17 protein-coding genes are annotated in these 15,208 nt (G+C 40.1%); 10 read left to right on the top strand and 7 right to left on the bottom strand.

The genetic code is table 11. The features are described 5' to 3' along the window. Positions 1–223: 223 nt before the first annotated feature. A complete protein-coding gene (gene rhuM, locus LXL81_RS15535) occupies positions 224–1,033 on the top strand; it encodes a virulence protein RhuM/Fic/DOC family protein (protein WP_234647718.1) in 810 nt (269 codons plus the stop codon). Between the two features lie 987 nt (positions 1,034–2,020). Here the strand turns inward: rhuM and LXL81_RS15530 are convergent. Together LXL81_RS15530 and LXL81_RS15525 are read right to left on the bottom strand one after the other, a co-directional pair. Further along, positions 2,021–2,548 carry a hypothetical protein gene (locus LXL81_RS15530; RefSeq protein ID WP_234647717.1) on the bottom strand — a complete coding sequence of 176 codons (528 nt, stop codon included), beginning with the start codon at positions 2,546–2,548 and terminating at the stop codon, positions 2,021–2,023. Between the two features lie 3 nt (positions 2,549–2,551). After that, a complete protein-coding gene (locus LXL81_RS15525) occupies positions 2,552–3,826 on the bottom strand; it encodes a C10 family peptidase (protein WP_234647716.1) in 1,275 nt (424 codons plus the stop codon). 495 nt (positions 3,827–4,321) lie between these two features. Here LXL81_RS15525 and LXL81_RS15520 point away from each other — a divergent pair, with 495 nt between their 5' ends. Together LXL81_RS15520 and LXL81_RS15515 are read left to right on the top strand one after the other, a co-directional pair. Beyond that, complete coding sequence (locus tag LXL81_RS15520; protein ID WP_234647715.1) at positions 4,322–4,699, top strand: hypothetical protein; 378 nt, start codon at positions 4,322–4,324, stop codon at positions 4,697–4,699. Then, positions 4,696–5,598: an IS3 family transposase gene (locus tag LXL81_RS15515; protein ID WP_310589594.1), complete on the top strand. Its 903-nt coding sequence runs from the start codon at positions 4,696–4,698 to the stop codon at positions 5,596–5,598. Before LXL81_RS15520 ends, LXL81_RS15515 begins: the two co-directional genes overlap by 4 nt. A gap of 408 nt (positions 5,599–6,006) precedes the next feature. On the opposite strand, the gene LXL81_RS15510 is transcribed toward LXL81_RS15515, so the two are convergent. The 5 genes from LXL81_RS15510 to LXL81_RS15490 all read right to left on the bottom strand — a co-directional run bounded on the left by LXL81_RS15510 (position 6,007) and on the right by LXL81_RS15490 (position 9,221). Continuing rightward, on the bottom strand, positions 6,007–6,549 hold the full coding sequence (locus tag LXL81_RS15510; RefSeq protein ID WP_234647714.1) for a sugar O-acetyltransferase: 543 nt from the start codon (positions 6,547–6,549) through the stop codon (positions 6,007–6,009). A 103-nt stretch (positions 6,550–6,652) separates the two neighbouring features. Beyond that, on the bottom strand, positions 6,653–6,949 hold the full coding sequence (locus LXL81_RS15505) for a putative quinol monooxygenase (protein WP_234647713.1): 297 nt from the start codon (positions 6,947–6,949) through the stop codon (positions 6,653–6,655). Positions 6,950–7,011: 62 nt separating this feature from the next. Then, positions 7,012–7,755 (bottom strand): SDR family oxidoreductase, encoded by a 744-nt coding sequence (locus LXL81_RS15500; RefSeq protein ID WP_234647712.1) that lies wholly within the window; start codon positions 7,753–7,755, stop codon positions 7,012–7,014. 19 nt (positions 7,756–7,774) lie between these two features. After that, positions 7,775–8,578 carry an SDR family oxidoreductase gene (locus LXL81_RS15495; RefSeq protein WP_234647711.1) on the bottom strand — a complete coding sequence of 268 codons (804 nt, stop codon included), beginning with the start codon at positions 8,576–8,578 and terminating at the stop codon, positions 7,775–7,777. Between the two features lie 64 nt (positions 8,579–8,642). After that, positions 8,643–9,221, bottom strand: a complete 579-nt coding sequence (locus LXL81_RS15490) for a TetR/AcrR family transcriptional regulator (RefSeq protein ID WP_234647710.1) — start codon at positions 9,219–9,221, stop codon at positions 8,643–8,645. A 263-nt stretch (positions 9,222–9,484) separates the two neighbouring features. Between LXL81_RS15490 and LXL81_RS15485 the strand changes: the two genes are divergently transcribed. The 7 genes from LXL81_RS15485 to LXL81_RS15455 all read left to right on the top strand — a co-directional run bounded on the left by LXL81_RS15485 (position 9,485) and on the right by LXL81_RS15455 (position 15,201). After that, the gene (locus LXL81_RS15485) at positions 9,485–9,952 is read left to right on the top strand and encodes a GbsR/MarR family transcriptional regulator (protein WP_234647709.1); all 468 of its coding nucleotides are present in this window, start codon (positions 9,485–9,487) and stop codon (positions 9,950–9,952) included. 89 nt (positions 9,953–10,041) lie between these two features. After that, positions 10,042–11,154, top strand: a complete 1,113-nt coding sequence (locus LXL81_RS15480) for a metallophosphoesterase (RefSeq protein WP_234647708.1) — start codon at positions 10,042–10,044, stop codon at positions 11,152–11,154. Positions 11,155–11,314: 160 nt separating this feature from the next. Continuing rightward, positions 11,315–12,358: an aldo/keto reductase gene (locus tag LXL81_RS15475; RefSeq protein WP_234647707.1), complete on the top strand. Its 1,044-nt coding sequence runs from the start codon at positions 11,315–11,317 to the stop codon at positions 12,356–12,358. A gap of 166 nt (positions 12,359–12,524) precedes the next feature. After that, a complete protein-coding gene (locus LXL81_RS15470) occupies positions 12,525–12,923 on the top strand; it encodes a hypothetical protein (RefSeq protein WP_234647706.1) in 399 nt (132 codons plus the stop codon). A gap of 222 nt (positions 12,924–13,145) precedes the next feature. Beyond that, positions 13,146–13,538: a RidA family protein gene (locus LXL81_RS15465; RefSeq protein WP_234647705.1), complete on the top strand. Its 393-nt coding sequence runs from the start codon at positions 13,146–13,148 to the stop codon at positions 13,536–13,538. Positions 13,539–13,714: 176 nt separating this feature from the next. Beyond that, positions 13,715–14,221, top strand: a complete 507-nt coding sequence (locus LXL81_RS15460; RefSeq protein WP_310589581.1) for a YdeI/OmpD-associated family protein — start codon at positions 13,715–13,717, stop codon at positions 14,219–14,221. Then, on the top strand, positions 14,218–15,201 hold the full coding sequence (locus LXL81_RS15455; RefSeq protein WP_234647703.1) for a YafY family protein: 984 nt from the start codon (positions 14,218–14,220) through the stop codon (positions 15,199–15,201). The genes LXL81_RS15460 and LXL81_RS15455 overlap by 4 nt, the downstream gene beginning before the upstream one ends. The last annotated feature ends 7 nt before the right edge of the window (positions 15,202–15,208 follow it).

The raw sequence follows: 15,208 nt of genomic DNA, 5'->3' as shown, positions 1-15,208 counted from the left end.
TGCTAATATGCGATACTTAGGTGGTGTTATAATTATAAATATCTTGTTCATACATGAATGCTTTTCATGAACTGTTTTTTATCTGTGGGAGGCGGCAGAGAATTGAAGACTTTCTCTGAAATATAAGACTTCTGAGCGCGGCGTGTTGACCAATGAGCCCCAGCTTAAACTGGCTCCAGAAGAATTATAAATTTATTGTAAACTTGAATTCTAAATCCAGAAAATGAAAAATAAAATAGAAATATATCAAAGCCAGGACGGACAAACTCAAATAGAAGTAAAATTTGGAGAAGAAACCGTATGGCTTGACGCTCATTCGTTGGCTGAGATATTCTCGGTTCAGCGTCCAGCTGTCGTAAAACATATTAATAACATATACAAATCTGGTGAGTTAGATCCTGCTGCAACCTGTTCCATTTTGGAACAGGTTGCAGCAGACGGAAAGAAAAGAATGATGAATTTGTATAACCTGGATGTAATAATATCTGTTGGTTATAGGGTGAATTCAACAAAAGCTACTCAGTTTCGGCAATGGGCAACACAGCCTTTAAAAGATTATCTGATCCAAGGTTATGCGATTAACGAGAAACGGTTGAATCAAAAGCAGCAAGAGGTACAGACCTTGAGGGATGGAATCCGGATACTAAGCCGGGCAATTGAAACAAAGATGGATGAAGGAGACCTGACCTTGCTTGATCAATTCGCCAAAGGTCTTGAATTACTGGATGACTATGATCACGAAAAATTGGATTCGAAAGGTGTCACAACCCGCCATGCCAAGTATCCGGAGTTATCGGATTACCGAAATTTCATAGAGAGTATGAGAAGGGATTTCGACTCTGATATTTTTGGTAAGGAAAAGGATGATAGCTTTCAGAGCTCCGTGGCACAAATCAGTAAAGGGTTTGGAGATATCGACTTCTATCCTTCAATTGAAGAAAAAGCAGCAACATTACTCTATCTGATCATTAAGAACCATTCATTTGTTGATGGGAATAAGCGAATCGCTGCAGCTTGTTTCTGTTATTCTTAGAAAATAATGATTTTTTAAAATCGGGAACCGGGGTATCACTTATGAGTAATGAAGCTCTTGCAAGTCTAACACTTATCGCCGCCGCCAGCAAACCTGAGGAAATGGAAACGGTTAAAAAGTTGATTGTTAGTGTGCTGAACAGGAATCAGTAGTGTTATCTCTGACGTGATAGGCATGATAATATTCTCGGAGCCAAAGTAGAAGGTTGATAATCTTATTTACTTTCTGATGATATATTGTCGGTATGGAAATACCTTGGTTAAAGTAAACTTTGACCAAGGTGTTATTGTGTTCAATTGTAAATTGTTAGAGGCCTGTTTGGTACATATTAGCATTTTCAGCGCTTGTTATACAACACCAGCCCTGATGGCCTAAGCCAATTATTAATGAACCGGTTAAGACTCGCTATACTTCATGGATTAATTGGCTAGGAAAGAACTATTGTGGCAAGCAGCCGGTTATTAATAGATTAACGAATGCGCATGTAGGGGTTAAATTAAAAGTTAGTACAAAAAGCGCCACGGGTTTCGCGTAGCAAATGTCAATCTCCATACATAATGAGAAATAATCGCCAGATAAGTCTATTTTTTCTCCAAAGTCGTAAGAAAATAGCCTTACTTATTGAGAATGTTTTCAACAATCTCCGTACTAAATGAGAACCTTTTTTGAAAAAAAATCAAAGAGACTCTGTCAATTGGCTGGTAGTGAATATATTGGTTGATATTTTTTGATTCTTACTAAGCTGTTTTCCTAATTACTTTGGAGTTTTCTCATTTAGTTTGGAAGTTGACAAAAGATCTCGCTGCATAAGAAGTTATATGGTAGAAGTGTGGTTTATAGAATTTAAGAGGTCCCGTTAAAATGAGATAACCTTTCAGGTTAACACATTTCAACGGGAGTTTAATAACCTATTGTCCAAATTCAATAAAGAAGGCCTAAATTTAATCCTGGACTTGTTTTTCAACATAGAAGACAGCCTCTCTTAACCTATTCTCCGTGACTAATTTCTATGAGTCTATGAAAAATCCCATCACCCCAATTTGTTCCTGTACTTTGCGTGGCATCGTCAAACTTTAAAATTCCGTTAAACCAAACTTTTTCACAGTACACCGTATTCTGGCTTAGGTATCTATTCATTTCACATCTAATTGTGTCTTCTTTTTGAGAATTCCATTGTATGTAAGTAGTTGTTATTTCTCGATCATAAGTACCTTCATCCAGAAATAATTGCAAAAAATATCGGTTATTACCGTTATTTTTTTTTATTACGAATTTTCTTGGATAGTCTAGGTTCGGTATATATATTTCTTCTTTTTTACCATTTTTGAGATAGTAAATTCGTATTGAATCAGGCTTATAAGATTCTGGATTGACTGGATTTAACAAATCTACACCTTTGCTATTTGTCATAGCCAAATAAATTCCTGTGTCTATCACATTGGGACTGTTAAAAGGCTTTTTACAAGCAAAAAAAACAATCAATGGAATCCATGCAAAATGCTTTATTGTTTTCATAGTTTATGGTCTTCGTATACCAGTTACCATTTTCCTTTTATATGTGTAATCGCTGGAGCCTGGTTTCCAATTGTTTTCAGCATACCAACCGTCATTATTTCCGCCCCCACCCCAATTCATATGGATAGCATTTGTGGCAATTCCACTAAATACATCAATTTGTTCGCCTGGAGTATTCGGATCCGGTTGACACCAATAGTACAAAGAATTTGAATAACCGTCTCCAACCCATGCGTGGCCATCGGCGTAGTTTCCAAAAATCCACCACCCGGCGTTTCTTCCACCTGCAAGTATAACAGGATATCCTGCATACAATTCACTTTCCACCGTAGATCTATTGAAATCTTGGTATGAACCACCGGAAGCATAACCGTAACTTGTTAACACCGCTGGTATGTTACCTGTATTTGAAGATGAGCCATCGCATCCGTACGACATATTTAATTTATTACTATTTCCTAATTCTTTTAAAAACGATGCCGTTGTACTGGTAGAATAGCCCAGTGGCATGCTCGACCAGTTAAAAGTTGTAGGATACTGATGATATCTCATTATCTGCCCCAATGCAGTGGCAACGCATCCAGTCCAATATCTCCCATTATATGTTTGAGAGCATCCAGCATAATCACATGCGTCGTTCCATCCTGTACCTTGGCTCCAGGTAGATGAAAGTATTTGGTTTGCACCGGTAAAAATTGTATAATTAGATGACGTATTACAATCCCCGTCAGCATATGCGTATCCAGAAGTTCGTAATGCTGAAGTTCTGAGCCCCATCATTTCCTTTTGATTAAACTTGTCCCATAATGTCCTAAATTCCGGACTTTGTTCTTTGTTTTCTTTGCGAATTTCCTGAATAAGACCATCGGCTTCTGCTAACCAGCCTAATAGACCACCTGGTAATGTTTTTGTCTCCGTATCAAAACGATTATCATCAGAATAGGCTAAGACAGGAATGGCCCTTTTATCAGCTGAAATAATCGTAAATCCACCTCCCTCATAGTTGATAATGTACATAGAGGGGTTATTGCCATCTGGGTTTACCTTAAATGAACTTTGTACTTCTCTTTTATTAATTTTACCATTCTTATTTCCGCTTTGATTATTAAGAGGTGCTTGAATTGATGCAATTTTTAGTGCCTGTTCAAGGCTAACATAATTGGATTGAAGATTACTATCTTGCTGAATCTGAGATTCATCTTGCGAATTTTTACACCCGTTTAGGATTAATAAAAAGGTGATAATAAATAGATGTTTTAGATGAAATGTTGTTTTCATAAGATTTGGGAGGTAGTTTATAATGGTTACATTCAAATGTAATTTAATTGTTGTAGAATATATATTAAGCTGTATTAAATATTTATACAACTTATTTAACGGTTATATTAGAATGTTTTTTACAAGCTTTAACTCACCAGCCCATTAGGATTAGATTTATAATAATAACGCTGCCGTTCTGAGTGAAGACCTGCATTTTGCCATAATCGATGCTCGAGGCCACCACGGTTTTACCAACGTTTCAAAACAAATCGTTTTTCAATACCTCTGGAAGAGCAGAAGTAAAGCCCCTCAGGTCAATATTGACATTTGTTTTGTTTTGCTTGGGTTAAATTAAAAGATTGTACACAAAGTACCATGATATTATTGTCTCTTCTTTAAAAAACCTTTTACATCAACCCCAGCGTATTTTAAAATTTTGTAAAGTGTAGGTTGACTTTTTATTTTTGTCTTATACTGATATAGCTTGACAGTTTTGACTAAAAAACAGTTAAGATGAACAGTCACATACAGTCGTTACTCCAAAGCAGAGAGTACAGTGAAGAATTAAAGGAAGAGGTGGCCATTCGAATTCTTTTCGGAGGAGAGGATCCTGCCAACGTCATGGAATGTCTAAATATTTCCAGCATTTATGTCGTTAATAATTTCGTGAATATTTATCGAAAGAAAATAGAAAACGGATTAATTACATTGCCTCCAATGGATGAAAAACAAAAGCATAGCCTTCATGCAATTCAACAACGAAACAAGGAATTAGAACGGGCAGTTAAGGATGCGAATCTGATGATTCTTGCATTGAACAATATGATAGACATCGCTGAAGCTGATCTGAAAATTAGTATCCGAAAAAAGCGTGGTACCAAACGGTCATAAGTTTACGTGAAAATCGTAATGCAGATGCAGGAGTCGAATGCCTTTTCAGACTGTTTGGTTATAGCCGGCAATCATTTTATTCAAAACAACAATATCTTTCGCAGCAAAATCATGATCAGCTACTGGTCCTGGACCTGGTGGCGGCAATTCGTCGTGATATTCCTGGACTGGGTTCACACAAATTGTACCGATTATTGGAACCGAGTTTACGCTTGAGCGGAATTAAGCTGGGTAGAGATAAACTTCATTCCTTATTGCAAGCTAACAAATTGCTGGTACGATCAGCCAGGACAATACCTAAGACGACTAATTCCAATCACTGGATGAAAAAATATCCAAACCTGATTAAGGACTTTGAAATTAATACAACAGAAAGCGTTTGGGTGTGTGATTTAACTTACTTGTGCGTCGGTAGCGGATTTAATTACCTTTCTCTGATTACAGACGCTCACTCCAGACTTATTGTAGGGTATTGCCTGCATCCATTTCTTACTGCGGAAGGGTGTGTTCAAGCACTGAAGATGGCATTGTCTACAAGAAAAAAGCTAGATCAGAATTCCTGTTTGATCCACCATTCCGATAGGGGCTCACAATATTGTAGTTTTCAGTACGTGAGCATATTAATTGAGGCAAGCGTACGTATTAGTATGACTGAAAATGGTGATCCTTATGAAAATGCCATTGCTGAAAGGGTTAATGGTATCCTAAAAGCAGATTTTCGTTTGAATCGGGTATTCAAATCTCAGGCAGAAGCGGTAGTTGCGACAGAAATGGCAGTTCACAATTACAACACCTTGCGTCCGCATATGAGTTGCGATTACCTTACGCCACAAGCTGCACATATGCTTGATCAGCCTTTACAAAAGCACTGGAAAAAGAAAAAGCTAAGAAATGTTTGAGGTTCCTGGCTATAAACCGCAACTAACTTCTGCCTTCGGACCGAAGCTAGTTGCGGTTTACAGCCAGTGGAGCTTTATTAGTTAAGATACACAAATTCTTGATAAAAAGGGGGTGTCAACTTCATTACGTATAAATTTGAAAAATAAGTACCCTTTCTTTAAATTTGACAACCCAAAATAGTAGTAAAGCAAATCAATTTATTCGCCTTCAAAATCTGTAAAGAAATTCCAGTACGGGACAAAATGTAAAGTAAAATCAGGACGATACAAAAAGTTAAACTTTCTATTACAAATGGGCCAAATCAGGAAGTGCTTTTAACCCTGTAATAGTCTTCCAAATCGCGCCAGATTTGGAAGACTATTCTGCAATTATTAATTCTGCAAGCTAGCTTATGAGAGGCTTGCCAATCAAGATTGTTTGTTATCTTTAATAACACGGCATGGATTGCCAACAGCAATTACATCAGCTGGTATATCCTTGGTTACCACACTTCCCGCGCCGATTATGGTATTGTCTCCGATTCTCACACCCGGCAGCACGATGACATTTCCTCCAAGCCAGACATTGTTCCCAATATTAATCGGATACGCATATTCGAGTCCGTCAATTCTTTGTTGGGTATTTATTGGATGACCGGCAGTGTACAGACTTACACCAGGAGCAAATAACACATTATTTCCAATGGTTACCGGTGCGCAGTCGAGAATTGTGCACCCGACATTGGCGTAGAAATTATCTCCTACATGGATGTTGTAGCCATAGTCGCAATGGAAGCGCTGCTCCACCCAAGTATTGTTACCAACAGACCCTAAAAGCTCTTTTAATTTTTCCTTTCTCTCTTCGGCCTTGCGGGGATGAAGCGCATTGAATTGATAGAGTAAATCCATTGCGAGTTGCCTCTCTTCAAAAAGGTCATTGTCGAATGCCAGATACAGCGCTCCAGCCAGCATCTTATCTTTTTCTGTTTTCATTTATTTTAATTTTTCTAATTCTAATCAAAATTGAGAAACTTCACTCCGCAGTATATCTGCATTTTTTAGTCAGTTCATTTAGTCAAATTTCCTGCAAAAATTCTACAACAGGCGTACCCTTTAACCTATCTTTTAAAAAAGCAAAAAAATCTTTAACATACGTTTGTTGGTTATGCCAGTTATATGCCTGTTCAGATTGGTAAATCGCCAGAAGGACCAATGTGTTTGGCTCCTGTATCTTTCTGTTTAAAATAAATGTTTCGCAGCCCTCTTCCTGCAAGATTTGTTCTCTGGTCGATTTTGCTTGCAGCAGAACCTGCTCGATAAACGCTGCATTGATAACCATCGTCACATTTGTGATAACCTTCTTAGTTCCCATTTTTCAATATTCTAATTTTAGTAATAGGTATGCGGAGAAACTAACATCCCGCATACCGCTGATCATCCTTGATTCATCATGACAAATGCGCCCTCTGGATCTGAGAGATAGTATTTTCTGAATTCCGCTGTTTGGCCGACCTGAATCTCGTATTCTTCATTTTGAAAGCCTCTGATCAACGCTTCTGCAACTTCAATGGCAGGCATACCATTTTGCTGCCCACCTATTTCTTTAGAAAATTCAGTGTTTACCAAGGGTGGTATCAACTCAAAGACTTTTATTCCGGTGTCTTTCGCAAGGGTATGTCGTAATGATAATGTGTAAGAACGCAGGGCCGCTTTGCTATCCGCGTAGGATGGCAGGTAAGCACCCGGGGCGAAGGCTGCAATGGAAGTCACATTAACAATCGCAGCTTCCGGCTGAGCTTTTAAAACGGGAATCAGGCCTTCTGTCAGGCGGATCACTGAAAAGTAGTTTGTGGCAAATTCAGCTGTGGCCTTCTGAAAAGCGCCTGCGTTTTCTCCATGTTCATATAAAAACGCGGCTCCTGCATTGTTGATCAAAACACTTAACTCCGGATAATCTTCTGAGATCATTGCAAATAGCTTATTGACATCGTCTTCATCATTGATGTCACATTGAATTGCGACAGCATTGGCCAGGCTTTGCGCTGCTGCCTGTATTTTGCTTTCTGTTCTTCCTACGAGGATGACTTTGTTACCATCGGCGGTAAGCAATTTTGCCGCTTCGTATCCGATTCCTGAGCCGCCACCGGTGATCAGGATTGTTTTGTTTATGATTTTCATTTTGAGATTATTTTATTTACTAAATAGCCTTTTGTACATCCTTCAAAACAGAGCCTTCAAACATCTTGTGGGCATAGCTTTGCAGAAACAGGATCATTCCCGTCATTTTCCCAACCGGATTACTGAATTTCGGCTCCTTCGCATCAATTAACTTGGAAATAGTCTGGATGACCGCAGTGGGCTCTTCGGCGGTGTCGATTCCCTTTTGGGTAAATGCGTTAAGTTTGGGCCGGTACTGGTTATAATCTGAGATAGTACCAGTCGCCGATACTGCATTATGGCTTAGATTGGTCTTGAACCAGACCGGCTCTACCACACTCACTTTGATGTTAAACTGGTTTAGCTCAAAGCGCAATGATTTAAAATAACCTTCGACTGCGTGTTTGGATGCAGAATAATAGGAGAGATTGGGTGGTCCTATCAGCCCGACAATAGAGCTTACCGTAATAATCTGTCCGGCTTTTTGCTTTCTGAAAATTGGCAATAAAGCATTGGTTACTTTAATCGTGCCCCAAAAATTAGTCTCAAATTGCTGTCTGCCTATCTTAACAGGTGTTTCTTCGGCGATGCCAGTTACCATATAACCGGCGTTGTTGACCAGTATATCAAGCTTAGCAACCAGTTTGGTAACATTCTCAGTGAACTCCTGAATAGACTGATCATCAGAAATATCTAGTCGCAATAACTTGAAGGGGAATTTCCCTTCATACTTTTCCGGCGTACGGCTCGTGCCGATCACCATGTGACCTTTATCATGAAGGTCTTTAGCCAGTAATAAACCAAAGCCGGATGATGCCCCAGTGATTAAAATCGTCTTTCCCATTTTGTTTGTTATTTAGAGTTTATCATTATGTATCAATCGATACAATTTAGTTCAAAAAAAGGGCTTACTCGAAAACCTTTAAACTGAAATCAATCGTCGCCCTAAGTACAGATTGATCCTTTACAATGGATTTCGTTGTATTTAGTCCTGTCCATAAATTTAAAAGGTATGTTTTCCAAAGCTCCGCTGGAATCGTTGGGTGTATTATACCGGCATTTTTGGCACGTAGCAAAGCATCATCAAAAGCATCCGCAATTGTGGTCAGGTTTTTGGCTGCGGCTTCTTTAAATTCGCTGTCATCAGCTTGAAAAATAGTATTACTGAAATAGCAGCCAAACTCGCTGAACTTACCGTTGGGCTCAGTCATGACATAGTAATATTGTCTGATTGCTTCAACCGGATTATTAACGCTTTTGAGCAAGTCTAAAAATGGCTGGGGATACAAAGTGAAAAAACGCTGCAAGGATTTGGCAAACAATTCCTGTTTGCCTCCCTTGTAAGCCAGGTAAAAACTACTGAAACCGATACCCATTGCTTTTTGCAGATCCCGGGAAGATGCTTTTTCGTAGCCGTGACTCCAAAAAACCTCAATAGCAGCGTTTAAAGCTGCATCTTCATCATATATTTTTTGTCTTCCAGCCATTTTTTTGAACTTTTATTTTTAAGACGATACAAAAGTAGCACATATTGTATCGGTTGATACAATATGTGCTACTTTTTTTATTTGTGTGTTTAAACAAGGAGTACAAGCTTTCAGGTTATCATATTCCATCTGAAAGTAACTTTGCTATTCTTTCATGTGTAGGAGGATTATATGCATGTAATGCAATTGCCGTTGTGATAGTACATATATCTCAACTTTTAATTCTGTTCATCTTCGTAACTATTATTTGCTAGATTTGCATCATGGAAGAAAAACAGAAAATGTTGGAAATGGTTGAAAAAATGGGCGTTCAGGCCGAGAAGGATGGTTATCCTCCGGCAGCAGCGCGGATTCTATCCTTGCTGCTTATTGGCGATCCACCTTATCAAACTTTTGAAGACTTACAAAAAACACTTAACCTAAGTAAGAGTGCAGTCAGTAACGCACTAACCTTATTACAGTTAAGATGCCTGATCGAATATTTCACCATAAATGGAAGCAGAAAGCGGTATTTCAGAATTCAGAAAACCGCCTGGTATGAGTTCATGAAGACGATTGTGCGTACCCAGCGGCCTTTTACGATACAGGTCATCCCGGAAGCGATTGCTTTCCGATCGGATAAATATCCTGAAACAAACCAGGTGCTTCTGGAAGCGAAAGAGTTCACAGATTATATGTTCGGGGAGATGGAATCAGCTCTTACCAGATGGGAGCAAAAGCACATAAAATAAATTTTTTTTTGCTGATTGGTTCTTTTATTCCAGAACTAAGTAGTATATTTGTCTGTAAATAAATGCTCTTGTAAGCACAAAGTCGCGATATGAATTGGTTTTTAGTCGTTGCAATCTTTATTTTTTCTCTTTTGTTTTTATTTCTTGGTTTCAGGCTAACTGGGATAGGGCATTACTCATGGTGGGTTGCAGCAGTGAGTATTAGCATTCTTTTACTTTATCCGCTGGTATGGTACAGTGTTCTGTCTGAGATGCCCGATAAGGTCCTCAGAGCGGTTGTTCATTTTGACATGGGCTTACTAGGCATTGTAATCACCTTTATTCTTATAAGAGACTTAATCTTTTTGCCTGTCAAATTATTTAAACCCGACTGGGCAATCATGGCCTTTTCAATGCCGGTAACCCTTATGATAGCAGCGGCGGGGTTTGGCGTGTTACTCTTTGGATACTGGAAAGCAAGCCAAGGTCCAGAAATCGTGAAGATCCGTGTTCCGATTGCAAACCTTCCATTGGCTCTGGAAAAATTTACTATTTTGCAGATCAGTGACCTGCATGCCGGGGCCGGAATCAATCGGGCGTACGTAGAAAATGTTGTCGGTCAGGTAATTAGCTTCGTACCTGATGTAATTGTGCTCACCGGCGATATAGCAGATGGTGAGCACAAAAAGTATAAAAACCACGTTCAGCCGCTGTCCCGGCTTACAGGACATGCCCCAGTATTATACATCACTGGAAACCACGAATACTTGCGGGACAGCGAAAAGTGGATTGAACATTTTAGGCAAATGGGCTTTCAGATTCTTCTGAATCAGCACACTTTAATTTCAAAAGGAAATAGCTCCATCCTGTTTGCAGGTATAACAGATCCGGCTGTCAAAGAGATAAGACCCGAAGATGGCCCCGACATTGAGCAGGCCCTATTAGCAAGCCCTGTTTCAGATATAAAAATCCTGCTCGCTCATCAGCCTAAGATTGCTAGTGAAGCCTCAAAGCATTTTGATTTGCAGCTCTCAGGCCACACGCATGCAGGCCAGTTTTTCCCCTGGAACATGATTATTAAACTGCTTCAGCCGTATTCGGCCGGCCTGAAAAAATGTGGCCCCATGTGGGTTTACACAAATGCCGGAACAGGGTTTTGGGGACCACCGCTTAGGATCGGAACAACCTCTGAAATTACGATCCTGGAACTCGGTCGAATGTAAAATCAAAAAACTTAAAGACAATCCTATTACCGGTTGAACAATCCAATACATGTATTTTACTCATTTGGTTCTTTTTGTTTAGAACTAACAGGTTTTTAATTACCAATGATTTATCAATAGCAAGTCACCATATAACAGCAATCAATAAATAATAAAAGCGATGAAATATAACATGTTAGGAAGGACAGGTCTGTTTGTTTCACAAATGTGTCTTGGAACAATGACCTTTGGCCAATCGGGGGGAAAGTATGCAGCTGCTTCCGGAGTGATGCAGGATGATGCAGATTCTATAATACGATCAGCTATCGATGCCGGTATAAACTTCATCGATACGGCAGATGTTTACGCTGGCGGGCAGTCGGAGGAAATTATTGGCCGGGCGATCAAAAACCTTGGCTTGGCGCGCAATGAATTGGTGCTTTCCACTAAGATGGGGCATGCAACAGGTGTTGGGCCCAATCAAGGAGGTAACTCACGTTACCATATTATGAACCAGGTCAAAGAAAGCCTCAGACGTCTTGGTACAGATCATATTGACCTTTATCAATTACACGGATGGGACCCGGTCACTCCTGTTGAAGAAACCATCCGAGCACTAAATGATCTGGTGCAACAAGGATTTGTTCGCTATGTCGGGGTTTCTAACTGGGCAGCATGGCAGATACAGAAAGCAGTCGGTAGCGCTGAGCAAATGAATGCGGTACGCTTTGAGTCTGTCCAGGCCTATTATTCATTAGTTGGGCGTGATCTTGAACGGGAAATTTTACCTATGATTGAAAGTGAACAATTGGGGCTGATGATATTTAGCCCACTTGCTGGTGGTTACCTTACTGGTAAATACTGGAACACAGTAAATGAGGGAAGACGTACCACTATTCAATTTCCACCAGTTGATCCTATTAAAGGTGAGCCGATCCTATATGCTTTGGCAGGTATAGCAGATGAATTGCAGACATCATTATCTGCAATATCCCTTGCTTGGCTATTATCAAAACGTATAGTTTCTAGTGTAATATTAGGTGTAAAAGGATTGGAGCAGTTAAAAGAAAATCTGGCAGCAACAGATATTACACTTTCTGACGAACATATTCAGAAGCTGGATGAAGCCAGTAGACTTTCACCAGAATATCCTGCCTGGATGATGGCAGGTAGCGCAGCACGGGAGCAACTTTTGAAAACAGGAAATTTAGTGAGCCCATTCTAATCAAATGTACGCTGCTAATCTTGCAGGCTATTTCGTAACAATTTTTGTTGTCGGCATAGCCTGCTTTTTTATCCGCAAGCAAAATGATAGTGCAAGTTACTCCAATACTGATTTACAGAACTGATTGCATTTCTTTCCAAATTCTGCTTCCAATACCAATTTAGAAATGACTAAGTATTTACTCGAATATCTGGATGATAAAATGGTCTTTGATCAGGTCCTATTTCAACGCTTATCAAGCAGCATCCCTTTTTCGTGCCGACTGAAACGCATTGACGATTTTGAGTTATCTATGGAAGTAGAAAGCATTCAGGAAGCCTCAATCTTACCGCTGCATGATGTCTTGCATGCTATGATGTCAGTTTTTGCAGCGCAATTTTGGAATGCTGAAACACATCATTTTATAGAAATGCATCTAACTGATATTCTATTTAGCCTGAGACTACCTGTTTCAATCGATATAATATTAACTAAATCCAGCAGTAGTGAGATTGAGGCTGAATTTTATTTTTATCAGGGGCTTGTAGATTTATGCGATGCAGAGCTGAAAATACATTCTGTTTAGATTATATTATTAAGCTAGTTTCATGCTAAGCGTTTGAAAGTGAGATGTATCTGTATAAGGTAGAGCATTGATACCTGTTTCATCTTACAAATATTGTTACAGACGACGATGGGTGAGTTCACAATAAAAATTTCTCCGACGAAAAAGGTATGACATAAGGCTGTCACTACGCCCAGTGATCTTTGTAGAATCAAAAACAAATAAACATTACCAAACAAAAAAATGGAAAAGAACATAACTGATCCTTGGGAGTGGGGCAAGTACTCAAATTCAGTACAGGCAGTCGAAATCAAACAGCCGTCGGGAACACTTTATTGCTCCGGACAAGTTGCAATTGATGCCAGCGGACAGCCTGTTACCTCGGACATGAATACCCAATTTGAGCTGATAATCCGGAATCTGGAGCAACTCATTGGTGAGGCCGGATACGAGCCCAGCGGCATTGTGAGGCTGAATATCTTTACGACTTCGACTCAGGATTTTTTCACAAACTGTGTACAGACCTATCAAACCTGGATTGCAAAACATGGCATTAAGCAAGCTACTACCTTGCTTGAAGTAAAAGGTTTGTATGGTGGGCTTACCCTTGAACTTGAAGCAACTGTTGTTAAGTAAATGATTATTGATAATTAAAGCAGGGGCCCGGGTTCGGGTTCCTGCTTTTTCTTAATTGTACTTACTCTTTTCTAAATGAATATGCCAGGTAATGAGATACCACATGCAGCCCATTGAACCGGCTGCAGTGGCGGGAGTGGTTAGAGCAAAACCATTCCTTTAAACAATCTGTCTGGTTGATCTACCATAAAAAAAGTGCGCAGGTGCCTACTTTAACTTGGAGTGAAGCCGTTGATGAAGCCCTATGCTTTGGTTGGATAGACAGCATTTCCAAGCCGTTAGATAGTGAACGGTTTATGCAATTTTTTAGTAAAAGAAAACCAAAAAGTGGTTGGTCAAAAATCAATAAGGATAAGGTAGAAAAACTTATTGAAGCCGGATTGATGACAGAGGCAGGATTTGCAGTCATTGAAGCTGCAAAGCAAAACGGATCTTGGTTTCTTTTAGACGAAGTCGAAAAAATTGTAATTCCTGCGGACCTTCAGCAGGCAATCGCAGGCAACCCTATTGCATATGACTTCTTTCAAACGCTAAGCAGAACAGATAAACGAAATTTGTTACAATGGCTTATTTTAGCAAAAAAGAATGAAACCCGTCAAAAACGAATCTACGAAATTATTGAATTTGCCAGTCAAAAATTGAAACCAAGTGTCCTTAAATGGACAAAAAAACCTGAGCCATGAAAGAAGAACCTGAGCTTACCCGCCTCTCGCGCCTGGTTGCATTGCTTACGCTGCTTCAAACAAAACGGACAATTACTGCGGCAGAGCTGGCAGACCGATTTTCGGTTAGCACCCGCACGATTTACAGGGATATCAGAACCCTTGAAAGCGCAGGAATACCGATTGTAACTCAGGAAGGAAAAGGATATGCGATGGTTGAAGGATACCGTCTGCCGCCTGTCATGTTTTCGCGGGACGAAGCCATCGCCTTTCTGACAGCTGAAAAGCTCGCTTCCAGGCTTACCGATACTGCCACTGCCAAACTCAGCGGCGCAGCAATGGACAAGCTTCGCGCTGCGCTTCGGCATTCAGACCGCGACCACCTGGAAACAGTAGCCCCTTATATTCAGGTGATGGAGCCACCCAGCGCGTCTGAACGGCCTAATACTTACCAGCAGCTGGTCACCGCCGTTACATCTTACCGGGTTGTGTACATGGGTTATAATGCAGCGGAATCAAGAGAAGCCACTATGCGCGAGATTGAGCCGATCGGCCTTTATCTTAGCGATCATTGGCATGTAGTAGGATATTGTCGCCTTCGGCAAGCATTTCGAAACTTTCGGCTTGACCGTATCAGCAGCCTGGCCATATCTGATAAATCTTTCATTGCACGTCCCGAAGCATTGCAGCAGTATTGGACAGACCAAGCTAAACGAACGGATCAGGAAAAAGTGGTGATCCATTTCGATCCTTCGAAGCTGCCGCCTCCCCAGGTCCTACATCTTCACGATACCAAGCACAAATACGGTTGGGCGCATCAAAAAATACTATCCGACGGAAGCTTGGAAATGTTGTTTTTTGTAGGCTCACTCACTTACTTGTCAACTTGGTTATTACCTTTTGCTGGTTCTGTTAAAGTCTTAGAACCTGTTTCGCTACTAGGACATTTATCCAAGCTTGCAAAACAGGCACATGATTCTTTTTACATAGAAGAGAGCTAAATACTCA

It is taken from the genome of Dyadobacter sp. CY356 (assembly GCF_021440195.1).
GTDB lineage: Bacteria > Bacteroidota > Bacteroidia > Cytophagales > Spirosomataceae > Dyadobacter.
Note: the sequence above shows the minus strand (reverse complement) of the source record. Positions and strands in the feature narration are given on the sequence as shown.